Here is a 23805-nt window from a genome sequence, read left to right on the forward strand (position 1 = left end):
GCCGCCGCCGCCATCGCTGGCGACAACAGATGCGTGCGCGCCCCCGGACCTTGGCGCCCCACGAAATTGCGGTTAGAGGTCGAAGCGCAGCGTTCGCCCGGTGGCACTTTATCCGGGTTCATCCCCAAACACATGGAGCAGCCCGGTTCCCGCCATAAAAATCCGGCATCGGTAAAGATTTTATCCAGGCCTTCCTGCTCGGCCTGATATTTCACAAGGCCCGAGCCGGGCACCACCAGGGCTTCGATGATCCCGGGCGCCACGGCATGACCCTTAACCACGGCCGCTGCCGCCCGCAAATCCTCGATCCGGCTATTGGTGCACGATCCGATAAACACCCGATCCACCGCCAAACCATCGAGCGCCATCCCCGGTTCCAGCCCCATATAATGAAGGGCACGTCCGGCGGCTTCGCGCTTGCCTATATCCGCAAAATCATCGGGATCCGGCACCCGCGCGCCAATGGGGGCCACCTGTTCCGGGCTGGTTCCCCATGTTACATGCGGCTCTATCCCATTGGCATCGATGGTGATCTCCCGATCGAAATGGGCATCGGGATCGCTATAAAGACTGCGCCACAAAGCCACGGCCCCCTCCCACTGTCCCGCCTTGGGGGCAAAGGGTCTGCCACGCAGATAATCGAATGTTTTCTCATCGGGGGCGATCAAACCCGAACGCGCCCCGGCTTCGATGGCCATATTGCACAGGGTCATCCGCCCTTCCATGCTCAGGGCCTGCACGGCATCACCGGCAAATTCAATCACATGGCCAGTACCGCCATTGGTCCCAATCCGGCCGATGATCGCCAGCGCCATATCTTTGGCCGTAACCCCGATGGGCAAGGCACCGCTCACCGTCACCCGCATATTGCGCTGTTTTTTCAAAGTCAGGGTTTGGGTGACCAGCACATGTTCGACTTCGGATGTGCCAATGCCAAAGGCCAAAGCCCCAAAAGCCCCATGGGTTGAGGTATGGCTATCCCCGCAAACGATTGTGAGGCCGGGCTGGGTAAAACCCTGCTCAGGCCCGATGACATGCACAATCCCCTGCCGGATATCATCGATATCATAGATTTCGTGGCCCCATTTTTTGGTATTGCGGCGCAAAACCTCGATCTGTGTGCGCGACAGGGGATCTTCAATCGGCAAGCTGCGATCCGTGGTGGGGATATTATGATCGGGAACCGCCAAAGCCGCATCGGGGCGACGCACCCGATTGCCATCGGCCTCCAGCTTTTCAAAAGCCTGCGGGCTGGTGACTTCATGCACCAGATGCCGGTCGATATAGATCAGGCCCGATCCATCGCCAACATCGGCAACCAGATGCCGACGCCATATCTTGTCATAAAGCGTCAGTCCTTGCGACATGATCCACCTCCATCAACGGCCATTTGTGATATTTCCTGTGCCTATAGGGATGAAAGGCACTTGGCAATAAAAAAGCGGATGCTGTTGCGCACCCGCTTTATCCTGTTGATTGGCCGAGGCCGGATTGATTGGCGATCAGCGGGTTTGCGTGGGCCAATAACCTGATAGCAATCGCTCGCCAGTATGGCCCCCGCCGATTTCATCAATCACCCGACTGCCAATGCCCGACAGATTATCGCCATGCATGCGATAGGAAAACAGCGGTTCGGCGATATGCGTGCCGCGCCAGCCATTATCGATGATCCGCCGCCATTTATGATGCTTGGTCCCCTTGCGGATGCCTTCATCAAAAGGGCTGGCTTCCATCACGGCAGCCATCAGGGTCAACGCCGGTTCGGGAATGAAACTGAACCGTTCGATCAGGGTTGGATCGAAAGCGGTGGATTTACCGCGACCGATCTCGGCTCCGGTTTCATCCACCAATGTGCAATTGGTATAGATAAACCCAAGCTGCGGATCTGATTTCCGTGCCAGATTAAGCTCGGCAATGCAGCGGCTGGCATAGCTATCCGTCAGCAGATCATCGGCATCGAGAATAATCACATATTCCCCAACGCAATATTTCAGCCCCGCATTCATCGCGGCCAGCTTACCGGCATTGGATGGCATTTCCACCACCTCGATCCGCGAAAGATCATTCGGACGCTTGATGGCATCGCGAATGGCTTCCAGCGAATGATCAGTGCTGCCATCATCAACGATCACCAGTTCGATGGAATCGTAATCCTGACGGAAAACGCTGGCAATGGTATCCGCGATGAAACGGCCATAATTATAATTGGGGATGATAACGGACAAAAGGCCCGGTGAAGTCAGTGATTTCATTGGCGCTGTCTCGCAAAAGTCTCCGAAGAGGTCACGGCCCGGAGGCGGGTATCGGGAGCGAAAAGATTTCGCGTCGAATGGTCAAGTTGGTTCAAAAGGTCAGAGCATCGCATTTTGATCCGAGCCTTTTCTTCGTCAGTCAAAGCCATTTGCTTGGCTTTTCGGTCATCTTCAAAGCGGCTGGCATTGTTATCATCTTTCGAGTGATAACGAAATTGTTCAAGCATTTCCAGACGCTCATGATCATCGGGGAAAAGCCCAAGCCCCCGCTCGATGATCTGTGTAAAGCTGTTTGGACCCAAATCACGGTAATTCACAAGAGAAAGATTGGCTTTGCACCCCAGAACAGCTTCAAAATATTGTGCGTAGCATGCTGCCAGATAATCCACATCACTTAATTTTTTGCCAATATCCACGGGCAATCCGCTTAAAAAAGCCCCTTGCGCTGTTCCTTTGGTCAATAAAACGGCGGTCGTCTCTTTTTTCACCGAGGCGATCACCTCGATCGGATCGCGATAGAGAAAAAGCCCCGGAACATCGGGAAAGGCGGCGGCGATCAAATCGGCATAAACCACATTCCAGCTGATGAACTTCACAAAAGCCCGCCGCTCATTGCCCACGCGCCGCCGTGTCATCGCCAGAACAAGATTGCGCAGGCGCCGGAGCACCGTTGGGGTCGGCTCGGCCCTGTGCTGCCAATTCTGCGTGATCAAGGCCCAGAAGCCGCGCTGCAGGGGGGCACCCTGGCTGATCATCATATGATGGGCCGGACGGGCCAAGGCCTTGGTGGTCAGGGTCGAGCCACAACGCGACACATGATGAATGAAGGCCGATGGGTAAAGGCTATCGGCAAAAAGATCGTCCTGATCAAGAATATCCACAGGGCAAGAAAATGCCGTGCCGATCGCCTGCGCGCGGGCCAGTTCGGCAATCGTGAAAATATATTGCCATTCCCGAAATGGATGCTGGCCCAGATCGCCCCAGATCACCCGCCCCGCGCCCGCCGGGTCGATCGCCAAAGGCACCAGACCGGGGGTCAAACGGATCAGGCGCGCCGCCTCATCCACGTCCACATGGCGCTGGAACGCATGGGGGACGAGATCAGCCACGACCTCATGATCGGGCAAGGCATATAAAACATCACGGGGCTTTATGGGTAGAGCCTTTCATGCTGCGCGCTTTCAGAGCCAGCTTATAATTCTAATGGACAAAAAACGTCGCAAAAAAGATGGCCCAAAGACGGGAAAGACAAAAGCCACCGAAAAAAGGCAAAAAAATGGCAATTTCTGTCATTAAGGCGTTTTTGGGCGATGAGCGTTGATTTTGCAAGGCATCTGAGCGCCAAATCAACCCCGCCCCCGATAGGGCTGCACCCCGGTATCAGGAATCCAGAGGCCCAAGGGCGGCTTGCCGCTTTGGAAAAACACATCGATGGGAATGCCGCCCCGAGGATACCAATAGCCGCCAAGGCGCAACCATTTTGGCTGCAATTCTTCGATCAGCCGCTCGGCTATTCCAACGGTGCAATCCTCGTGAAAAGCCTGATGATTGCGAAAGCTGCTGAGATAAAGCTTCAGCGATTTGCTTTCCACCAGCAAACGCGCCGGCGCATAATCGATCACCAGATGGGCAAAATCGGGCTGGCCGGTGACCGGGCACAGGCTGGTGAATTCAGGACAGGTAAAGCGCACCAGATAATCCGAGCCCGGGCGTGGATTGGCGACCGTTTCCAAAATGGCATCTTCGGGCTTTTCCGGCTGCGAAGCGCTGCCGCCAAGCTGTGAGAGATTTTCATAAATATTATTTGACATGGATCGGTGTTTGCCTCCTTCAAAACGGCCTGATACAGGAAATAAAAGCTGAATGGTCAATGATCTGCTGACTTGGCACATTATCATAAAGTTTGTTCAGTTTTCGTTCAGAATATGATTGGCACAATAAGATCATGCGCGGCAATGGGGTGAAACGGGCTGTTTTGATCCCATGCACTGGTAAAATGCAGGCGGCTATCTGCATGATCGGAATTTGCAACACGACCTATGAAACGCCGGAGCAACATTTTTGATGCAGGAGCAACATATGGCTGAGCTGCCTCAGGCCCGTTTTTCAATCGGACAGGTCGTGCGTCACAGGATGTTTGGCTATCGGGGCCTGATTTTTGATGTCGATCCGTTTTTCTTCAATACTGAAACATGGTATGAGTCGGTCAAGGCGTCGCGCCCGCCCAAAGATTCGCCCTGGTATCATGTGATGGTGGATGGGGCCGATCACGTCACCTTTGTGGCCGAACGCAATCTGATTGCCTCGGATGATAGCGCCAGCCCCATCAGGCATCCGCTGGTGCCGGAATTTTTCCGTAATGGGCAATATGGCAGTTATCATCTGCGCACTCTGCCCAATTAATCGCTCTTGGCGTTTATCGGTTTTCTCCCTATGCGTTGCATCCTGAAGCATGCCATCTTAATGTGCTGGCTTTGATGGCCATGTCATCTTTCTCACTCGCTTCAAAGGTTGCCCGATGAAACGCCAAGCACCATCGCCACTGGTTTCCACCGATTGGCTGGAGCAGCATTTGTCTGCCCCCGATATTCGCGTTCTTGATGCCTCCTGGCACCTGCCGGATTCTGATCATGATGCCCGCGCCGATTATCGTACCGCCCATATTCCGGGGGCGGTTTTTTTCGATCTTGATGAAATTTCCGATCCCGATGCCGGATTGCCGCATATGCTGCCCTCCCTTGAAGCCTTTTCCAGTGCCATGCGGCGATTGGGGATCGGCGATGGCAGCACGATCATTGTTTATGATACCGGCGATCTGCATTCTGCCGCGCGGGCATGGTGGATGTTTCGGGTTTTTGGCCAGCGCGATGTGTTTGTGCTCGATGGCGGGCTCGGCAAATGGCGGCGCGAAGGCCGGCCATTAGAAGATTTACCCCCCGGCCCGCGGGAGCGGCATTTTTCCGCCCGGCGTCATGATAATCTGGTGGCCGATCTGGATGCCGTGATCAAAGCCAGCACCAAAAATACCGCCCAAATCCTTGATGCCCGTGGAAATCCCCGCTTTTTGGGGCTTCAGCCCGAACCGCGTGCGGGGGTGGAGCCCGGCCATATTCCCGGTGCCATCAATGTGCCCTATGCCAGCCTTTATCAGCCCGATGGCACGCTCAAATCACCGCAGGATCTGCAACAGATTCTTGAATCCGCAGGGGTCGATCTCAAAAAACCGGTCATCACAAGCTGTGGTTCTGGGGTCACCGCCTGCTCCATCGCTTTGGCCCTCACCGCCATCGGCCATCGGGATTGGTCGGTTTATGATGGCTCCTGGGCCGAATATGGCAGTCAGCCTGCCCTCCCTAAAGTTACCGCTGCCAAAGTCACCGAGGCCAATATCAGGGCGGATAGCGCTCGTCCCGCCTGATCTTCAATCTTTCTGATCTTTCAGAATAATAAGACCGGACCCCCAATTCCATGAAACGCGATACCCAGATCATTGAAGCCGGACGCCGGTCTGATTGGACCCATGGCATTGTCAATCCGCCTGTTTTTCGGGCATCGACCTGCCTTTTTGAAACCATGGATGATCTGCGGGCGGGGATCAAAAATCCTGATGCCAAGCTTTTTTATGGCCGCCGGGGCACCCCCACCCATTGGGCCTTGCGCGATGCCATCACCCAATTGGAAGGGGGCGTGGATAGCTGGCTTTATCCATCGGGCATGGCGGCCATCGCCGGGTCTATATTGGCTGTGGTGGCAAGCGGCGATCATATCCTGGTCACCGATAGTGTTTATGAACCCACCCGGGCTTTATGTGATCATATGCTCAAACGTTTCGGTATCGAAACAACATATTATGATCCCTGCATTGGGGCTGGATTCGCTGAGCTTTTCAAGAAAAACACCAAACTTGTGGTGACCGAATCCCCCGGTTCATTGACCTTGGAAATCCAGGATCTGCCCGCCATCTGTGCCATTGCCCATGATCATGATGCTTTGGTGCTTTTGGATAATACCTGGGCCACCCCCCTCAATATGAAGGCGCTGGAGCTGGGTATTGATATTTCGGTTCATGCCGCCACCAAATATATTGTTGGCCATTCCGATGTGATGCTCGGCATTGCCACGGCCAATGCCCGGGCCTGGCCAAAGCTGCAACAGGGCGCGGTGCAATTGGGGCAAACCACCAGCCCTGATGATGCATGGCTTGCTCTGCGCGGGCTTAGAACCCTGCCCATTCGCTTGAAGCAGCATGAAAAAAGCGCGCTCCAGATTGCCCACTGGCTGCAAAAGCACCCCATGGTTGATCGCGTGCTGCATCCAGCCCTGCCTGAAATGCCGGGCCATGACCTTTTCAGGCGAGATTTCACCGGCTCCTGCGGTCTGTTTTCCTTTATCTTAAAGCAGGGCAGCTATCAGCAGATCGATCATTTTGTTGATGATATGCGCCTGTTTAAGCTTGGTTTTTCATGGGGCGGTTTTGAAAGCCTGATCCTGCCCACCGATCCCGCACGGGTGCGCAGCGCCACCCGATGGCAGGCTATGGGCCCCCTTGTAAGGCTTCACATCGGCCTTGAAGATCCCGATGATCTGATTGATGATCTGGCTGCGGGCTTTGAGCGGTTTGAAAAGGCTATCGCTTAAGGTGCAGACGATTTTGCGGCTTCTGATGGGCGCTTGTTCGGGCTGGCAAGGGGTAATTCCGACGGGCTAACCAAGCCGGCCGAAATGATATATTTGATCGCCTGTTCGATGGTCATATCCAGATAGATACAATCACTTTTTCTCACAAACAGCAAAAATCCCGAGGTGGGATTGGGCGTTGTGGGCAGAAAAACATTCAGCATATCTTCCTTGGCGGTTTTCTGCTGAATTTCATTGGTGGTGTTCGACGAAACAAAGGCAATCGCCCATAAACCCGGGCGCGGATATTCGATCATCACCACATCGCGGAAGGTGGTGGAGCTTTGCGCCATCACCGTTTGGGCAATCTGTTTCACCGTTGTGTAAATACCGCGAATGACCGGCGTCCGCTCCACCAGCGCTTCGCCAAGCCTGATCAGGGATCGGCCGAGAAAATTGGCGGCCAGTGCCCCCAGCATGGTGAGAAAGACAAAAGTGATGAAAAGCCCGATACCGGGGATATTCACCGCCAGGTAGGTTTCAGGATTATAAGCCGTGGGCAAAAGACCGCGAACAAAGCCATCGATGCCCCCGATCACCTTCCAGGTCAGAAAAATCGTGATGGAAATGGGCGCAAAGACAACGAGCCCAGCAAGAAAATACGTCCTCAGCCGATGCCACACAAGCCTATCCGTTTCTATAAAATCCGGTTTCAGATCGCGCTCTTATAGCAGTGATTTCTGATAGATTCGATAGGTCTTGTAGATTTCACAGCCAATCTCGTCGAGAATATTTCGCATGCCAAAATTATCTTCCAAAATCCAGGATAATTCCGCCCATCGCGCCCCCCGGCGCACCACATCGCGGCGAGTATGTTCGATCATCATCAGTGCCAATGCTGCGGAATAGCGGCTTTTTTGCATGATCTTGCGCACACCCATCAGGGGAACCCGTAATCGTTTCGGATAGGATATGAATAATCCGCTGAGCAATCGCAGCCACCCCAAAGGAAGGAGCCTGCCATTAAAGGAGCGCAAAACCATATTCACATCCGGCAAGGTGACAAACATCCCCATGGGCTTTCCATCCACCTCGCATAGGCGCACACGATGCGGGGCAACGATCGGTTTGATGTCCTGCGCCAGATGGGTGGCTTCTTCTGCCGTCAGGGGCACAAAGCCCCAATTATCCGACCAGGCATCATTATAAATATCGATGATCTTATGCAATTCATCCTGATAGCGTCGCATATCGATCTGGCGCAGGGTAATTTTTTCATTCTGCTCAACCGTTTTGATAAAGCGCGCCAAGCGGGGCGGCAAAGGCTTGAGCAGATCAAGCTCATAAGCCAATAAATCCTTTGCCTTCGCATAGCCCAAAGCCATTAAATGCTTTTGGTAATAAGGCCGGGCATGGCCCATCATCAAAACCGGCGGGGTATCAAACCCATCCACCAAAAGCCCGCATTCGCCATTGCTCGATAGATTATAGGGCCCCTCAATCCGCGTGCAGCCTGCGGCCTTCAGCCAATCTTCGGCCTTGCCCAGCAAGGTGGCAAAAACCGCGCGATCATCGATGGCTTCGATCATGCCGAAATGGCCGATGCTGTCGCCCCTGTGCTTTTGTGCCAATTGATCGATCTGGGCACTGATCCGCCCCACCGGGCGACCATTTTTCCAAGCAATCCAATAGGCAGCCCGGGCATGATCGAAATAGGGATTTTTGGTGCGATCCAAAAGCGCCAGACGTTCGATCATCAATGGCTTCACCCAGCAGGGGTCCTGCGCATAGATTTCTTCGGCAACCCGAATGAATGTTTTAAGGTCTTTTTTCGCCTTCACTTCGGATAAAGCGATGGCTCCATATAATGACATGATCGGTCGCCCAGTTGATTAATGGGCGGGCCCATCATCAATGAAGCCCGCGCCGCGCAAAACGTGCAAGCCGCCCGAGCGCTTTGGCATCAGGGGCCGATAAACCATATCGGAGAAAAGCAAGAATACTCAAGACGAGGAGCATCAAAAGCACGAGGATTTGAACGGGCGCGAGCGTATTTTTCAGTAAAACCCCTGCAGTGAACAAGATAAGTGATAAACAAATAGAAACAAATAAAGGCTTCAACATTTCTTTACTATAGGGCCATAGACGGGAGAGAAAATAAACCTCGATCAATGCCACGCCCCGGCTGAGAATAAGGCCCGCCGCCGCTGCCAGCGCCGCCCCTGCCGGGCCATGGCTTTCCACCAGCAGATAAAGCAGCCCAAGCATCGCCAGCAAACCAAACAGGCCATTGCCCAATGTCCAATAAGTTGAGGACAGGCTGCGGACCATGGCCGGGGCCTGTCCGAAAAAGAAGGTGAGCAATCGCCCCAGAACCAGAATAACCAGCGCCACCGCCGCGGGTTCGGATTCAGGCCCCAGCATATCAAGCAAGGCATGATGGCTGCCCACCATGGCACCGGCCAAAATCACCCCAAAGGCAACCATCAGGCGGGTTGAATAGGCATACATATCCGCAAGGGTTTCGCGATCCCCCCGCCCTTTTTGGAAAGCCGCAAGGGGTGCCACCACATAATCAAAGCTATTGTGGATCACCTGCATAACACTGGAAAGCTTACGGGCGATGGAATAAAAGCCCGCCGCCGAAGCGCCCGCAGCGCCCGGAATGATGATATTGAGCACCAGCACCGGAAATTCTGAAAAAATGCGCTGGATCAGGGTTGCAGGCATCATCGGCAGGGCAAAATGCAGCATGGCTTTAGCAAGCTTTGGATCATAGCCAGCCATGAACAAGCGCTTATAATCATAAAAGCGGGCGACCAGAAAAAACGACAGAAGGGCCGCAATGGCCAAAGACAGTATATGCGCCAGAAAAAGCCCATAAATGGTGAAACCGGCAAAGGCTAAACCAACCGCAATCAGAATACGCAAAATCTGTTCGTAGAAAAACCTGATCCTGATTTCCGGCCCGAATTTCCGCCGCGATCTCACACTGGCGGTCAGCACTTCAACACTGGTCCAAAGCGGCAGGGTCACGGCATAAAGGCGGATCACCGTCACGATATGCTGGTTATCCTCGCCATTGCCATTGATCATCTGCGCCAGCAGCGGCGCATAGATGATCAAGAAAAGCGCGCCGATGATCCCCGCACCCATAGTGATGACAAGGGCAATCGCCAAAGTGCGGTGGATCACATCTTCATCATCATAAGACGGGATAAAGCGCTGCAAAGCCACATCCATGCCCATCTGCGTCACCCCGCTGGCCATGCGCACAATGGCATAAAGGGTGGCAAACAAGCCAAAGGTGACAGACCCATAAAGCCACAAAAAGATCGGAAATCCAGCCGCTTCAACCAAAGCCCCCATCCGCCCGAGCAAGGCAAGCCCCGCGCCTCGGGTCATTTCCTTTCTGGATTGATCCTGCCCCGCCCGGCTCGGCGCGGACTCCTCCGCGCCGGATGGACCGCCCTTTTTCATGCTCATTCCTCGGAATAGAAAATAACGGCGAGCCCGAGGCTTGTAAAAATCAGCATCGGGCCAAAAGCCGCCAGAAAGGCAGGTGCGGCCCCGAATTTCCCCATCGCCAGCATGAAATTATCCGCCACGAAAAAAGCAAAGCCAAGCCCCATCCCGGCAGCCACGCGGGCAAAGATTTTGCCGCCCCTTTGCACCCCGAAACCTGCAATCGCCCCCAAAATCGGCATCAACAAAGTGGCGAGCGGACCGGCAATTTTTTGATAAAGGGCGGCTTGCAGTTCCGCCACGGGCTTGCCTTCCAGTTTTAATTGATCAATCTGTTCCTCCAAGCGGCTGAAAGAAAGCTGTTCGGGGATCACGCGCAAGGAAAAAAACCGTTCCGGTGGGGATTGCAGGGTCCAGGGCAAAGATGGCTCGGTGGTGATAGCGTGGGTTTCAGCATCAAAGCGGCGCACGGCATATAAGGTCCAGGCGCCATCGGTATGCCATGCAAAATCGGCCCGCACGATCCCGGCAAGCTGGCCTTGATCATTGCGCTGATAGATCGTCACCTTATCCAGAATGACCCGGCTGCCCGATCGGCTGACCGCCTTCACCAAAACCAGCGCATTGCCATCCACCAGCCACAGATCATCAAGAATATCGGGTGCAGGGGGCAGATCAGACGCATAATCAAAGCGCTTCCAATATTCCAGTTCCGCCGTGGAAGGTGCCACCAGCTTTTGATCGAGAATGAAATGCACCACAGAAATCGCTGCTGATGCCAGCAATAAAGGCAGCAAAATGCGGTGCGCCGACATGCCCGACGCCTTCATCACCACAATCTCGCTATGCTGGGAAAGGCTTGATAAGGTCAAAAGCACGGCAAGCAGCGCGCTGAAGGGAATGAAGCGGCTGAGCAATTCGGGAAAGCGCAGGCCGATATAGCGCCATAATTCTGCATCGCCATTGCCCGGCGCGGCCAGAATGGCATCGGATTGCGCCAGCAGATCCAGCATCTGCAACACCACCACAACCCCGATGACAAGCCCCAGAAAGCGGACGAAAAAAACCTTGCCAATATAGCGCCCCATGGTGCGGGACGGCAGAAAATAGCGCCGCAATGGCCGCAAAATGCTCATCATCAAGCCCTTTTCATGGCCGCGAAAACCTGCCGCACCGGCCACAGGATCACTTCAAAGCCGCGATCGATGATCCCGGCGGCCCCGCGCCCGGGGCGGATCACCGAAGACCAGAATAAAAAGCCGCTGAAGCCCGCAAAAAGTGCAAATGGCCCCCATAAGGCGAGATAAGGGGACATGCCATCAAACCCCACCAATCTTTCCCCGGCTTCCAGAAATTCGTTAAACACAATCAGCCCGGATAATCCGGCAACCAGCCCCCCGGCCCCACCGGTTCGTTTATTGGCCAGGCCCAAAGGCGCCGCCAGAAAGGGAATGACCAGCAAAATCATAATATTGATCACCCGCCAATGATAGGTCGCCCGATAGCGCTGCTGCATGGTTTGTGCATCGGATTGCACACTCTTTTTTTCCGATGATCGGCCCATATCCTGAGCCGCCGCGCCATTGGGTGCGATGCCCTTGTTTGGCTGCACATTCGTGGCAGCGGTTTGGGGCATGATGCCGTGCATGGCCCAATAAAGTTCGGGCAGGGTCATTTCCAATTCCTCGCCACCCCGGCGGCGAAATTCCTCGATTTCGGGCAGATTGATGACAATGTCTTGGGATTCAAAGGATAAAACACGGGGCTTTATCTTACCCGGATCAAAATCGATCAGCCGTCCATCATAAAGCCGCAACAAAACCGTTTGCGTATTATTGGTGGCAAAAAAAGCGCCCCGCTTGGCGGTAGCAACGATTTCTTCCGCGCTTCCCACCCCACGTCGGAGAAAAATATCCTTCAGTTCCTGCCCATCGGATTGGGTGCCGCCAACCCGCAGCAACAGGCCATCCGACAAGGACACAAATTCCCCAACATCGACGCTGGCCCCCAAAGCCCCACTGCGCAGTTCGAAATCCAGATGCCGATATTCATAGCGGCTATGGGGCTGCACAAAACCCAAAAGGCCAAATTCAAGCAAAGCCAGAAACAGGCTCAAAAAAACCATCGGACGCACCAATCGGGGCAAGCCGGCACCGCTGGCCATCATGCCATCAAGCTCGCTATTCAAGGATAAGGTGCGAAATGCCAGCAAAGTGCCTAGAAACAACCCAACCGGCAAAGCCATTCCCATATAATGAGGCACAAGATGCGCCAGCATCTGCCATACGATATCGATGGGGCCATTTTCATTGACCACGAAATCGAACAAACGCAGCATCCGCTCCAGCAAAAGCAGGGCGGCAGTAATGACTACGGTGGATAGCAGGGGCACGACCGCCTTGCGCAACACATAATGATCAAGACGGCTAAATCCTGGCAGCATCAAAGCCCCCTTCAAAGGCAATCAGATCGAACAACACACCCACAGGGATCAGAAAAGCGTGAGATTGACGCCTGATCATGTGATTAAGGCCGGAAAAGGCTGGTAAAAGGGCTTTAATTATGAGCAAACAGCAGTTCAACATATTTATGACACGAAGATCCTATCATGAACACCCGAGCAAGGCGCGAAAGGCTCTTTCTCTTTTGCCGCCGGATCAAAGCCCTTCAAAGGCTATAGCAGAGGTTTAAAAGCAAAGCGATCCCTATGCCTCAACCCTGTTGCATTTGCAGTCACCTGCTTAATGCGCATATTGGTTCAGATCACTTTTGATTTTTCTGATAAACCCTTATCGACCGAGGAAGCGACAGACCACAAATGCGGCAACAATCTTTTTCAGCAACAAGCCACCGGCCCTCGCAGGCCCTGATCGGTATCATCTCCAATTGTGTAAGCAGCACCAATCGCGAGCAGCTTGACCGCGTGCGGACAGTGATCGGTAAAAGCCCGCATCTGTTTCATTATGAATTCGACGATATCAACGCCCTGCCCGAAGGCCTGCAATTAATGGCCGATGCCGGTGTTGCCCTGCTCATCATCAATGGCGGCGATGGCACCATTCAGGCAACGCTCACCCATATCATCAATGATCGGCCCTTCACCATCATTCCCCCCATCGCCATTCTGCCCGGCGGCAAAACCAATCTCATTGCCGATGATCTGAAATGCAAAGGCAGCCCGGCCAGCGTGCTCAAGCGCGTGATCAAAACCGTGCGCCGAGGCAAATTAAAAAAACATCTGGTTGAACGAAATCTGATCGCCCTTGATCTGGCGGATGGAAAGCCCCCTCGCTATGGGATGTTTTTTGGCGGTGCTGCGGTGATCAAAGGTATTTTATGGAGCCGCACCCATATCCATCAAAGCAAAGTTCCCACCCGCTTTGGCCATGCTCTGGCAATTATTCGGCTGATTTTAAAGGCCGCTTTCAGCAATGAGGCGTCGCCCTTGCGCTCGGGCCAAACCACGATCACTATGGGTGATGAACAGCGTTATGATGGCGAATTTTATCTCATCCTCGTCACCACCCTCTCCCGGCTGATGCTGGGTTTGCGTCCCTTTGGCCGAGACGGCAATGGGGGATTGAAAACCGCAATCATCGATTCCCGGCCCAAAGTGATGCGCCAAGCCTTGCTGGCCCTTCTGACCCGCCGTTTTCATCAGGGAAAAGTAGCCGGGGTTTATACCGCGCGCACCGATCATATGCTGATCGATGGGGATGATCCGGTGACCCTGGATGGGGAAATCTATACCCCCACCCCGGGCAAACCGATCCACCTTGATTGCGAAAAATCATTGAATTTTTTACGCCTCTAGGGCCATAAACCGGCCATGAACACATCACTGACAAGGACCAACCCCCATCCATCGGCGGGTTCCAATGCCGATCAGCGGCTGGAAAGCCTGATTGCCGCCGAATTATGCCGCCCGCAGCCCGAAGCGGTGTTGGCCGCCGCCCGCCATGCTGCAGCCCGGCTTCAGGGGGCGGATGCTGAACGATCCTGCGTTTTGGGTGTTTTATTTTATGGATCATGTCTGCGCACCGGGCTTTTAACCGACAAAATCCTCGATTTTTATGTGATCGTCAGCGATTATCCCTCAGCTTATGATAAACGCTGGCTGGCCGCAGCCAATCAATGGCTGCCCCCCAATGTTTTTTATGATGAATGCCAATATGATGGCCAGATCATCCGCAGCAAATACAATATCATCAGCCGCGATCATCTCCATCAACTGGTCCGCCCCGAATGCCGCACCGTTTCTTTATGGGCGCGCTTTGCCCAGCCTTTGGCGCTGCTCATCCCCCGCGATGATCGGGTGCTGCCCGATATGACCAAAGCGGTGGCGCAGGCCATTCGCACCACATTGGGGGCCACCCTGCCCCTGTGCAGCCATGGGGATGGGCCGGATCGGATTTGGCCCAAAGCTTTTTCCCATACATATGGCGCCGAATTGCGATCCGAACCGCCCGGCAAGGGCGCAGAGCTTTATGCACTGGATGCCACGCGCTATCAGCGCTTTTTTGCACCGGCGCTTGATGGTTTGGGCATCGCTTATGGCCGCGATGAAAACGGCAAGCCCATCATGGCCCAAAAATTTTCAGAGTCCGCCCGGGGCCGGGCCCGGCGCGCCTGGGCGCAGCGGCGGATGGCTGGCAAGATCATTACTTTCCTGCGCCTGATCAAGGCCAGCGCCACCTTTGATGGCGGCATCGATTATCTGGCCTGGAAGATCGAGCGCCATTCAGGCGTGAAGCTGGTCGTCAGCCCGTGGCAACGGCGGCATCCCGTGCTTGCGGGGCTTTTGCATTTTCTGAAGCTGAAGCGGCGCGGAGCTTTTCGTTGAGCGGCAATTGAAGGGTGTGTGCCGCCGCCTTGAAGGCCTCCAGAATGCGATCCACCTGATCAGCGCTATGCCCGGCACCTAAGCTGCACCGCAAAAGATAAAGCCCCGTAGGCGTTGCGGGTGGGCGGGCAACATTCACATAAACCCCTTCCAGCAGCAAAGCCCGGCACATGCCAAAAAGCTGATCCTGCGTTTCCAGACACACCGCAACAATCGGGCTTTCAACGCTTTCGGTACCCAAATTAAAGCCCAGCTTTTTCAGCCCGCCATGCAGGCGTTCCACATTGCCCCACAGATGCGCCCGCTTGTTATGCGCATTTTTTAACGAGCGAATGGAACTGATCGCCGACGCCACCACCGATGGCGGAAGCGATGCGGTGAACATATAAGGGCGGCAGGCAAAGCGCAGCACCTCGAATTTCGGGTGGTTTGAAAGGCAAAAACCCCCCACAGTGCCAACACTTTTGGAAAAGGTGCCGACGATGAAATCGACCTGATCCTCAACCCCCAATTCCTGCGCCACACCGCGCCCGGTTTCGCCGCAAAAACCCATGGAATGCGCTTCATCCACCAGAACCTGCGCGCCGGCCGCCTTGGCCACCGCGATCAATTCACGCAATGGCGCGCGATCCCCCAGCATCGAATAAATGCCTTCCAGCACTACGAGCTTGGCGCTCTCGGCTGGCAGCCTTTTCAGGCGCTTTTCCAAATCCTCGACACTATTATGGCGGAAACGCAGCACATCCGCATTGCCCATGGCGCAGGCATCATAGATCGAGGCATGGCTATCGGCATCGATGATCACATAATCGCCCCGCCCGGCCAAGGTGGAGATCATCCCCAGATTGGCCTGATAGCCGGTGGTAAAGACCATGGCATGATCCATGCCGTAAAAATCCATCAGCGCCTGTTCCAGCGCTTTATGGCCCTGATAGGTGCCATTCAGAATACGGCTGCCGGTGGTGCCGGTACCAAAGGCATCCAAGGCATCCTTCGCGGCTTCGATGGCATCGGGATCAAAGGTCATGCCCATATAATTATTGGTGCCGGCCAAAATGATCTTGCGACCGCCGATCATCGCTTCGGTGGCCGAAAGCATCTCATCCATCACGATATTCAAGGGATCGGGCTGGCTATCGCCCATCCGGGCGCGCTCGGCGATAAGGGGATCAAATTTATCGAGCAAATCCATGAGATGATTACCTTTTGATGATCTTTTCGACAGCATCGCTCAATTGCTGAATGGTTTCCAGATCGGGCAACATATTCAAGGGCAAAACAATATCAAACTCATCCTCGATGGCCGCAACCAGATCCATCACCGTCAGTGAATCGAAATCAAGATCATTGGCAAAGCTTGTGGCCGGGAAAAGCGACACATCTTTCTGATTGAAAGGGGCAACGATCTTGCAAATACGCTCATAGATGTCTTTGTTGGTCAAATCTTTATTGCTCATCGCTGCATGGTCCTCATCAAATATCAAAATATCAGCCGCGCCAAAATGCCCTTTGGCAAAGCCAGCCACTGCCCTTCATGCCATATAAAGGCCCTAAGCTGAAAAAAACAGGGCTAATCGCCCCGCTTCAGCCAAGCCAGGGTCTCAGCCAGCCCGGCCTTAAAATCGCGCGGGCGCGGCATAAGATCGGCCAAAGCCGGTGGCAAGGGCCGCGCCACCCAATCCCCATGGGCCAATTCGCGCATCTTGCCACGGCTGATGATCAGCGGCTGACCGCTCAGCTTTGAAAAAGCGTCCCCAGCACCGCCGATCAGCGACAAAAGCCCCTTTGGCACCGGCACTGCCCGCACCCGCCGCCGCAAAAGCGCTGACAAAATAGCCGCCAGATCCCGATAATCATAGCCGCCCCGCCCATCAGCCCCGCAGGCTTGATCATCGATCTCCCATATGCTGCCCGACCAGAACGCGGCATCGCCCAGATTAGCGCTTTCGCCGCTTACCTGTTTGGCAAGGGCGCATAGAAATGCGGCAAGATCAGGGGCATAAATCAGGGAAACCCGATGATCAACTGCAATCGGTGCGGGCAAAAAGCCGCCTCTGGCTGTGCGGATGAGCTTCAAAATCTCCACATCCCCCGGCCCGTAAATGCCCGGCGGGCGCAGGATTAATCGCCGCAATGCTGTTGCCGGGCCTTCCAGCAAAAGCTGCTCTGCGGCCTGTTTGCTGGCAGCATAGGGGGAAAGATGCGGATGCCGAGCCGCCAAGCTTGACACATGAATGATCCGCGCCTGCGGTGCTTTTTTGACAATCGCCGCCAAAAGTCTTGCTGTTCCATCGCGATTGGTGACCATGAAATCCGATGCCCGCCGCGCCTTCACCAGCCCTGCCAGATGCAGCACCAGATCGGACCCATCCACCAAAGCTTCAAGGGCTGCGGACTGCTCCAATGAGCCGGTGATCCAGCGCACATGAGCCGACATTGCCTGCCCGGGAGGAGGCGCAGACCGCGCCAAAGCACGAACATCAAAACCGGCATCAACCAAGGCGGCAATCAGATGGCGGCCTAAAAACCCGGTTCCACCCGTGACCGCAACCCTTTTCGGATGCGGACCTGTGGGGGAGACGGAAGACACCGAACCCCCGGGATCAGTATGCAAGGGCAATAAGGCTGCCAGCCAGAAACTGCTGCCGTGCTTTCGACCGGCTCAGTTTGCCCGATGAGGTGCGCGGCAAGGAACGCGGCTGCACCAGTTCGATCCGGCACTGCACGCCCGTAACGCTAAGAATCTGCTTTTTGATCTGTTCGACAAAAGCCTGACGTTCATGGCTTTCGCGCAAGCGGCATTGGACCAGAACGGTGGCGATTTCCAGATGATCGGGGCCGGGTAAAGACAAAGCGGCCACATCGCCACTACGTACCCCGGCCAATTGCTCCACCGCCCATTCGATATCCTGCGGCCAATGATTGCGACCATTGATGATGATCATATCCTTGGCGCGACCAATCACATAAAGCGCGCCTTCGCCCATATAGCCCATATCGCCGGTATCGAGCCAGCCACTTTCCGATAAAACCGCCGCCGTGGTATCGGGATCGCCAAAATATTCGGTCATCACACTGGCGCCGCGCACATAGATACGGCCAATTTCGCGTTCATTCAAAACGGCGCCATCCTCATCGCGGATTTCAATGTCATATTCCGGCAAAGGAATGCCGCAATTAACGATCTCGCGATAGCGGGTGCCTTGGGATTCATGATGTTTGAGCGCCGCCCCCGCAGCCCCCCGCAGGGCCTCGGATGTGGCCTCAAAATGCCGGGCAACCCTGATGCTGCCGTCATATTCGCCCGACAACACCCGCTCATCGACCAGATCCACCTCCATCCCCCGGCCGATTGGCGCGAAGCTCACCGCAAGGGTGCATTCCGCAAGGCCATAGCTGGGCACGAAGGTAGTGGGCTTGAATCCCGCCGGACCATAGATATCGGCAAAGCGGCGGATCACTTCAGGGCGGATCATATCGCCCCCGATCCCCGCCACCCGCCAGGCCGAGAGATCGAGTTCCTTCAGCTGATCATTGCCCACCCGCCGGGCGCAGATATCATAGCCAAAGCTGGGGCTATAGGTGATGGTGCCGCGATTGCGCGACATCAGGCCAAGCCATTGCATCGGCCGTCTGGCAAAATCTTCAGTGGCCAGAAAATCAACCGAAACCTGATTGGCAATCGGCGTGAGCAAGGTGCCCACAAGGCCCATATCATGGTAAAAAGGCAGCCACGAAATGCAGCGATCATCATCGATAAGCTGCACACCATCCCGGCCCTGGCCCGCACAATTGGCCATCAGGGCCTTATGGGTGATGGCAATACCATGGGGAAAACGCGTGGAGCCGGAAGAATATTGCAAATAGGCAAGGCTACCCGCCATGGGCCGGATCGGCTGGCCATCGCTATCGGCAAAAGGCCCATCCAGATCAACCGGCAAAGCATCGAAATCTTCATAAGAGCCACAGAATTTAAGGCCCAATCCGGCAGAAGCCGCTTTGCCGAAATCATCCATGGCATCAGGGCCGATGATGGCGCTGGCCCGGCAGCTTTCCATTTGGGTATGCAATTGGCTGATATAGCCATCCCGGCCGCCAAAAGACGTAGGCAAAGGCAAGGGCACCGGCAGCACTGTGGCATATTGGCAGCCGAGAAAAAAGGCAACGAAATCAACATGGGTAACGGCGATCAAAGCCACCCGGTCACCCGGCGCAAATCCCATCGCGATCAGCTTGCGGCCAATTTTTTCCGCCCGCACTCGCAAATCCGCATAGCGCGCCGAGACCAGAAGGTCCCCGCGTGCCGAATAAAAATTCACCCCGCGCGCGCCCAAGGCAGCATATTCCAAAGCATCGATCAGGGTCGGAAAATCACCAAAACGACGCGGAAGATCATCCTGCGTCGGGGTTGGCAATGCCTCTGTCGCGCCATGGGTTTCTTTTAAAGCCGTCAAATTCAATGAAAAGCCTCAGATTTGGATCATGATAAGGATAGAAAGGCCGGATCGATACATCTGTAAAAAATCTGAAAGAAAGCAAACCGATCCTGCCCGATAGCAAGCTTGGCTTCCAATCACTCTCATGGTCAAATACAAGAGAGTGCAGATGATCCGCAAGCTTTTTGTCTGCCTACATCTTATTGATGAGGCCGCTTAAATGGGAAATATGACCAAAGCATGACCAATCCACCGAATGACCAACGGAACAACGACCCATCCAATAATCTGGATCTGGACAGGATCTACGCCGATATTGTGGGCTTGGAAAACCGGCTGCATTTCGATCATGCGGGATCATCGCTGATGCCGCGCCCGGTGGTGCAATGCATGGTCGATCATCTGGAATTGGAATCAAGGCTTGGCGGCTATGTGGCACAGGAACGCAAAAGCGCCGCACTGGCCGAAAGCTATAGCCTGATTGCCCAACTGATCCATGCCCAGCCATCCGAGATCGCCTTCCTGCCCAGCGCCACCGATGCCTGGGGGCGGGCTTTTTACAGCCTGAAACTCGGGCCCGGCGATAAGGTCGTCACCGCCTTCAACGAATATTGCTCGAATTTCGTCAGCCTGCTTGATCGGCAGCGAAAATCGGGGATCGAGATCATCGTGATCGGCCCCGATGAGTCGGGCGATCTGGATTTGGCAGCGATGGAAGCGGCCCTTGATGATCGCGTGAAAGTGATCGCTATCAGCCATGTTCCCTCATCCTCGGGGCAGATCAATCCGGTTCATGAAGTGGGCCGGTTGGCCCGCCGCCAACAGATCCCCTTTTTGCTCGATGCCTGCCAATCGGTGGGGCAATTGCCCATCGATGTAGAGGCCATCGGCTGCGATATGCTCACCGCCACCGGCCGCAAATTTTTGCGCGGCCCGCGGGGATGCGGATTTTTATATATCCGCAAAAGCCTGCAATCCCGGCTCGAACCGGTGATGCTGACCAATCAGGCAGCTCTTTGGGTTTCCGCCCACAGCTATCAGCTTCGCACCGATGCACAGGTTATGGAAGCATGGGAGCGCAATGTGGCAGCCCAGCTTGGCTTGGCTGAGGCGGTTCGCTATTTGCTGAACATTGGCGTGGAAGCGGCATCGGATCGCAGCCAGATGTTGGCCCGCAAGCTGCGGAAAAAGCTGCACGACCTGCCTGGCATTCGCCTGACTGATCCGGGCCGCCAACATTCAGCGATCATCACCTGCCAGCATGATCGGTTGTCGCCTCAAGAGATCAAAGAGGCCCTTGAGCAGCGCAATATCGCCGTGCAGGTGGCATCGGTAATGCACACGCGCCTTGATCTGGAGGCCCGGGGGATTGAAAGCGCCCTGCGCCTATCGCCCCATTATATCAATCATGATGAAGATATCGGCCTTTTGTGCAAGGCTTTAGCCGCTTTATAATGCCGGCCCCGCTTATAAACTTTTGCGCAGGCGGCGTAATTGGCGGCGCTGCACATATTGGGTGAGCAAAATACCCGACAGGATGAGCAAAAGGCCAAAGCCCCGCAGCAGGCCGAAATCTTCCCCCAAAATGAACACACCGAGCAGGCTGCCCACCACCGGCACCAGATAATTATTGAGCGCCACAAAGGTGGCCCCGATCCGCCCCAGCAAAATCACCAGCACCAGAACCGCCAGCGCCGAAGGCATCAGCCCCAGCCAGATCACTGCCAAAAGACTGCGGATATCAACATGCGATAGCTGCAAGGGATTATCGAAAACAAGGGCAAAGGGGATGATCATCACGGCGCTCACGATCATCACCCCGGCTGCGCTGGAAAAGCTCGACATCCGGCTGGCCTTGCGCAAAAGCAGGCTGGAAAAGCCATAGCCAAGGGCGGCTGTCAGCACTGCGATCCGCCCCAGAACAGGCCAAAGCCCGCCATCTAGATCAAGGGCCTCACTGCCCCCAACCAGAATGATCACCCCGATAAAACCCAGCAAAAGACCGAAAATCTTACCGCCGGTGATTTTTTCATCCCGTGTCATGAAATGCGCAAAAAACAGGGTGGAAAGGGGCGAAAAGGCCATCAAAATAGCGGCATCCGAGCTGTTGATATGGGTTTGCCCCCAGGCAATCAGGCTGAACGGGATGCTGGTGCCCACAGCGCCTGCCAAAATCAGCAGGCCCCAATCCTTGCGATTATCCGGCAGGCGATGGCCCTTTATGCGGGCGATCAGGAAAAGAACGAGTGCGGCAATGCTGATGCGGCTGGCGGCAATGGCCAGCGGGCCAAAGCTGATCAGGGCAAATTCCACAAAAAAGAAAGACGACCCCCAAGACAGTGCAAGGAGCGCAAGCCCCATAAAATCAGCCGGTTTTGGGGCATTGATCGGTTTCACGATAATCCATTTCTTGCTGATCTTGTCTTAAGGCCAATTTATGCGCCATGCTGGGGCCATGAAACAGCGAATGACCATGCGGCCCGCCTCAGGCCGAACCGATCCCCGCGCCCAGCGCCCCTTAAAGCCCCAGCGCCCCTTAAAGCCAATGACGGCGGAAAGGCTGGAAAAGGCGGCCTATCATTATCTGGAACGCTTTGCCAGTTCCAGCGGCAATTTGAAGCGGGTGCTGGAAGGCAAGATCAGACGCCGCAATGATGATTTTGCCCCCTTGAGCGCAGAACAAGCGGGGTGGATCGATGATCTGGTGGAAAAATGCATTCGCCTTGAATTGATCGATGATGAAGCCTATGCCCGCGCCCGGGTGAATGGTTTGCGGCGGCAGGGGAAATCTTCCCGCGCCATTCGCCAATGGCTCAAATCCCGCTTCATCCCTGATGATCTGATCGAACAGGCAATAGAGGAAGCCGATGCGGCGGGTTCCTTCTTGATGGGAGACACAGATGATGATCTGCATCCCGATGCCGAGGCCGCCCTCACCCATGCCCGCAAAAAACGCCTTGGCCCCTGGAGGCGATCAGACAAAGAAAAGCCTGATAGAGAGCCAGAGGACAGGAAAGCGATGCTAAACCGCCGAAACAGGGAAGTTGCCTCTTTTGCCCGGGCCGGGTTCTCTTTTGATCTGGCGCAGAAAATCATCGATAGCCCCGATCAGGAAACGGCCCGATCGCGTTTATTGGGTGAACCATCTTTTCATGAGGATTTAGAATGACCCAAACCCAATGGCAGCTTGATGGCGGTCTTGGCCTTGATCATCTGGCGCAAAAGCCCTGCCACCCCATCGATCCCGGCCCTGATGAGGTGCGGGTGCGCATGACCGCGCTCAGCCTGAATTTTCGCGATACGCTGATCGTGCATGGCATGTATGGCGGCAAACAGCCTTTGCCCCTCACCCCCTTGTCCGATGGGGCGGGCGTGGTCGAGGCGGTGGGGGAAAATGTGCGCGATCTGAAAGTGGGAGATCGGGTGAGCGGCGTTTTTCATCAGGGCTGGCAGGCCGGTCCGCCTGATCGGGAGCGCCTGAGCCATGCTTTAGGGGCAGGGGAAACCCCCGGCCTTGCATCTTATTGGCGGGTGTTTCCGGCTTTGGGCCTTGTGAAAACGCCTGATTATCTCAGCGATCTGGAAGCCGCCACCCTGCCCTGTGCGGCCCTCACGGCCTGGGCGGCGCTGGTCGAGGATTGCCCGGCAAAACCGGGGGAATGCGTGCTGATCGAAGGCACCGGCGGAGTTTCGATCTTTGCGCTGCAAATCGCCCATGCCATGGGCCTGCGCACCCTTATCACCTCATCATCCGATGAAAAGCTCGAGCGCGCCAGGGCTTTGGGGGCCGATGAAACGATCAATTACAAAACCAACCCGCAATGGAGCAAAAACGTCCGCGATCTGACCGATGGCCGGGGCGTTGATCATGTGATCGAAGTGGGCGGCGCCGGAACGCTGGAACAGGCCCTGCGATCCATTCGGATCGGCGGGCGCATCGCCTCGATCGGGGTTTTGAGCGGGATCAAAACCGATTTGACCCTGCCCCTTTTATTCATGCAGCATGCGCATATCCAAGGCATCAGCGTGGGCAGCCGCGATATGCAGATCAATATGAACCGCTTTTTCAGCCATCATCAGATCAGGCCGGTTCTGGATGAACGCACATTCAGCTATCCTGAATTGCCCCAAAGCTATCAGCATATGATCAGCCGCAAACATTTTGGCAAAATCGCCATCAGCATCGATTGAT

At 55.1% G+C, this 23805-nt stretch carries 22 protein-coding genes; 8 read left to right on the top strand and 14 right to left on the bottom strand.

Annotated features, from left to right (window positions below):
• The 4 genes from leuC to queF form a co-directional block, all read right to left on the bottom strand.
• Positions 1–1367: 3-isopropylmalate dehydratase large subunit (leuC, locus tag AQ1_RS04265; protein ID WP_042084660.1), on the bottom strand; the 1367-nt coding region annotated here is incomplete at its 3' end.
• A gap of 135 nt (positions 1368–1502) precedes the next feature.
• Complete coding sequence (locus AQ1_RS04270; protein ID WP_081837070.1) at positions 1503–2252, bottom strand: glycosyltransferase family 2 protein; 750 nt, start codon at positions 2250–2252, stop codon at positions 1503–1505.
• Positions 2249–3361, bottom strand: coding sequence for a hypothetical protein (locus tag AQ1_RS04275; RefSeq protein WP_150006915.1), 1113 nt, complete (start codon positions 3359–3361; stop codon positions 2249–2251). The genes AQ1_RS04270 and AQ1_RS04275 overlap by 4 nt, the downstream gene beginning before the upstream one ends.
• A 237-nt stretch (positions 3362–3598) precedes the next feature.
• Positions 3599–4063: a preQ(1) synthase gene (queF, locus tag AQ1_RS04280; RefSeq protein ID WP_042084664.1), complete on the bottom strand. Its 465-nt coding sequence runs from the start codon at positions 4061–4063 to the stop codon at positions 3599–3601.
• 268 nt (positions 4064–4331) lie between these two features.
• Here queF and hspQ point away from each other — a divergent pair, with 268 nt between their 5' ends.
• From hspQ to metC, 3 genes are all read left to right on the top strand, one after another.
• Positions 4332–4655 (top strand): heat shock protein HspQ, encoded by a 324-nt coding sequence (gene hspQ / locus AQ1_RS04285; RefSeq protein ID WP_042084789.1) that lies wholly within the window; start codon positions 4332–4334, stop codon positions 4653–4655.
• 115 nt (positions 4656–4770) lie between these two features.
• The gene (gene sseA, locus AQ1_RS04290; protein ID WP_042084666.1) at positions 4771–5670 is read left to right on the top strand and encodes a 3-mercaptopyruvate sulfurtransferase; all 900 of its coding nucleotides are present in this window, start codon (positions 4771–4773) and stop codon (positions 5668–5670) included.
• Positions 5671–5720: 50 nt separating this feature from the next.
• Positions 5721–6890 carry a cystathionine beta-lyase gene (gene metC, locus AQ1_RS04295; RefSeq protein WP_042084668.1) on the top strand — a complete coding sequence of 390 codons (1170 nt, stop codon included), beginning with the start codon at positions 5721–5723 and terminating at the stop codon, positions 6888–6890.
• Here metC and AQ1_RS04300 read toward each other — a convergent pair.
• Genes AQ1_RS04300 through AQ1_RS04320 form a run of 5 tightly spaced genes read right to left on the bottom strand, consistent with a single transcriptional unit; the run spans position 6887 to position 12777 of the window.
• Entirely contained in the window at positions 6887–7552 is a 666-nt protein-coding gene (locus AQ1_RS04300; RefSeq protein ID WP_313979628.1) for a DUF502 domain-containing protein, read from the bottom strand. The genes metC and AQ1_RS04300 overlap by 4 nt on opposite strands.
• Before the next feature lie 42 nt (positions 7553–7594).
• Positions 7595–8743 (bottom strand): hypothetical protein, encoded by a 1149-nt coding sequence (locus AQ1_RS04305; protein WP_052370922.1) that lies wholly within the window; start codon positions 8741–8743, stop codon positions 7595–7597.
• Between the two features lie 37 nt (positions 8744–8780).
• Positions 8781–10349, bottom strand: a complete 1569-nt coding sequence (locus AQ1_RS04310; protein WP_042084672.1) for a lipopolysaccharide biosynthesis protein — start codon at positions 10347–10349, stop codon at positions 8781–8783.
• Between the two features lie 2 nt (positions 10350–10351).
• Entirely contained in the window at positions 10352–11473 is a 1122-nt protein-coding gene (gene lptG, locus AQ1_RS04315; RefSeq protein ID WP_150006912.1) for an LPS export ABC transporter permease LptG, read from the bottom strand.
• Positions 11473–12777, bottom strand: a complete 1305-nt coding sequence (locus AQ1_RS04320; RefSeq protein ID WP_042084673.1) for an LptF/LptG family permease — start codon at positions 12775–12777, stop codon at positions 11473–11475. Before AQ1_RS04320 ends, lptG begins: the two co-directional genes overlap by 1 nt.
• Before the next feature lie 375 nt (positions 12778–13152).
• Here AQ1_RS04320 and AQ1_RS04325 point away from each other — a divergent pair, with 375 nt between their 5' ends.
• Both AQ1_RS04325 and AQ1_RS04330 read left to right on the top strand, forming a co-directional pair.
• The gene (locus AQ1_RS04325; protein ID WP_042084674.1) at positions 13153–14148 is read left to right on the top strand and encodes a diacylglycerol/lipid kinase family protein; all 996 of its coding nucleotides are present in this window, start codon (positions 13153–13155) and stop codon (positions 14146–14148) included.
• A 15-nt stretch (positions 14149–14163) separates the two neighbouring features.
• Positions 14164–15177: a hypothetical protein gene (locus AQ1_RS04330; protein WP_052370928.1), complete on the top strand. Its 1014-nt coding sequence runs from the start codon at positions 14164–14166 to the stop codon at positions 15175–15177.
• On the opposite strand, the gene spt is transcribed toward AQ1_RS04330, so the two are convergent.
• The 4 genes from spt to AQ1_RS04350 form a co-directional block, all read right to left on the bottom strand.
• Positions 15095–16369 (bottom strand): serine palmitoyltransferase, encoded by a 1275-nt coding sequence (gene spt, locus AQ1_RS04335; protein WP_313979617.1) that lies wholly within the window; start codon positions 16367–16369, stop codon positions 15095–15097. The genes AQ1_RS04330 and spt overlap by 83 nt on opposite strands.
• A 7-nt stretch (positions 16370–16376) precedes the next feature.
• On the bottom strand, positions 16377–16619 hold the full coding sequence (locus tag AQ1_RS04340) for an acyl carrier protein (RefSeq protein WP_390624382.1): 243 nt from the start codon (positions 16617–16619) through the stop codon (positions 16377–16379).
• Positions 16620–16747: 128 nt separating this feature from the next.
• Positions 16748–17767, bottom strand: coding sequence for an NAD-dependent epimerase/dehydratase family protein (locus AQ1_RS04345; protein ID WP_052370930.1), 1020 nt, complete (start codon positions 17765–17767; stop codon positions 16748–16750).
• Positions 17768–17780: 13 nt separating this feature from the next.
• A complete protein-coding gene (locus AQ1_RS04350) occupies positions 17781–19631 on the bottom strand; it encodes an AMP-binding protein (RefSeq protein WP_462687003.1) in 1851 nt (616 codons plus the stop codon).
• 222 nt (positions 19632–19853) lie between these two features.
• Here AQ1_RS04350 and AQ1_RS04355 point away from each other — a divergent pair, with 222 nt between their 5' ends.
• Positions 19854–21068: an aminotransferase class V-fold PLP-dependent enzyme gene (locus tag AQ1_RS04355; RefSeq protein WP_042084677.1), complete on the top strand. Its 1215-nt coding sequence runs from the start codon at positions 19854–19856 to the stop codon at positions 21066–21068.
• Positions 21069–21080: 12 nt separating this feature from the next.
• On the opposite strand, the gene AQ1_RS04360 is transcribed toward AQ1_RS04355, so the two are convergent.
• Positions 21081–22010 carry a DMT family transporter gene (locus AQ1_RS04360; RefSeq protein WP_150006909.1) on the bottom strand — a complete coding sequence of 310 codons (930 nt, stop codon included), beginning with the start codon at positions 22008–22010 and terminating at the stop codon, positions 21081–21083.
• A gap of 70 nt (positions 22011–22080) precedes the next feature.
• On the opposite strand from AQ1_RS04360, the gene AQ1_RS04365 reads away from it, so the two are divergent.
• Entirely contained in the window at positions 22081–22782 is a 702-nt protein-coding gene (locus tag AQ1_RS04365) for a RecX family transcriptional regulator (protein ID WP_052370932.1), read from the top strand.
• A complete protein-coding gene (locus AQ1_RS04370) occupies positions 22779–23804 on the top strand; it encodes a zinc-dependent alcohol dehydrogenase family protein (RefSeq protein ID WP_042084678.1) in 1026 nt (341 codons plus the stop codon). The genes AQ1_RS04365 and AQ1_RS04370 overlap by 4 nt, the downstream gene beginning before the upstream one ends.
• Position 23805: the final 1 nt, after the last annotated feature.

The organism is Iodidimonas nitroreducens, assembly GCA_000710935.1.
Taxonomy (GTDB): domain Bacteria; phylum Pseudomonadota; class Alphaproteobacteria; order Sphingomonadales; family Rhodothalassiaceae; genus Iodidimonas; species Iodidimonas nitroreducens.

Excerpts from the sequence above, each read along its gene's own strand:
- lptG (WP_150006912.1), bottom strand. The coding sequence starts at position 11,473 with ATGATGAGCATTTTGCGGCCATTGCGGCGCTATTTTCTGCCGTCCCGC.
- AQ1_RS04355 (WP_042084677.1), top strand. The coding sequence starts at position 19,854 with ATGACCAATCCACCGAATGACCAACGGAACAACGACCCATCCAATAAT.
- metC (WP_042084668.1), top strand. The coding sequence starts at position 5,721 with ATGAAACGCGATACCCAGATCATTGAAGCCGGACGCCGGTCTGATTGG.
- sseA (WP_042084666.1), top strand. The coding sequence starts at position 4,771 with ATGAAACGCCAAGCACCATCGCCACTGGTTTCCACCGATTGGCTGGAG.
- AQ1_RS04310 (WP_042084672.1), bottom strand. The coding sequence starts at position 10,349 with ATGAAAAAGGGCGGTCCATCCGGCGCGGAGGAGTCCGCGCCGAGCCGG.
- AQ1_RS04365 (WP_052370932.1), top strand. The coding sequence starts at position 22,081 with ATGACCATGCGGCCCGCCTCAGGCCGAACCGATCCCCGCGCCCAGCGC.
- AQ1_RS04370 (WP_042084678.1), top strand. The coding sequence starts at position 22,779 with ATGACCCAAACCCAATGGCAGCTTGATGGCGGTCTTGGCCTTGATCAT.
- AQ1_RS04330 (WP_052370928.1), top strand. The coding sequence starts at position 14,164 with ATGAACACATCACTGACAAGGACCAACCCCCATCCATCGGCGGGTTCC.
- AQ1_RS04270 (WP_081837070.1), bottom strand. The coding sequence starts at position 2,252 with ATGAAATCACTGACTTCACCGGGCCTTTTGTCCGTTATCATCCCCAAT.
- hspQ (WP_042084789.1), top strand. The coding sequence starts at position 4,332 with ATGGCTGAGCTGCCTCAGGCCCGTTTTTCAATCGGACAGGTCGTGCGT.
- AQ1_RS04320 (WP_042084673.1), bottom strand. The coding sequence starts at position 12,777 with ATGCTGCCAGGATTTAGCCGTCTTGATCATTATGTGTTGCGCAAGGCG.
- AQ1_RS04305 (WP_052370922.1), bottom strand. The coding sequence starts at position 8,743 with ATGTCATTATATGGAGCCATCGCTTTATCCGAAGTGAAGGCGAAAAAA.
- AQ1_RS04325 (WP_042084674.1), top strand. The coding sequence starts at position 13,153 with ATGCGGCAACAATCTTTTTCAGCAACAAGCCACCGGCCCTCGCAGGCC.
- spt (WP_313979617.1), bottom strand. The coding sequence starts at position 16,369 with ATGGATTTGCTCGATAAATTTGATCCCCTTATCGCCGAGCGCGCCCGG.
- queF (WP_042084664.1), bottom strand. The coding sequence starts at position 4,063 with ATGTCAAATAATATTTATGAAAATCTCTCACAGCTTGGCGGCAGCGCT.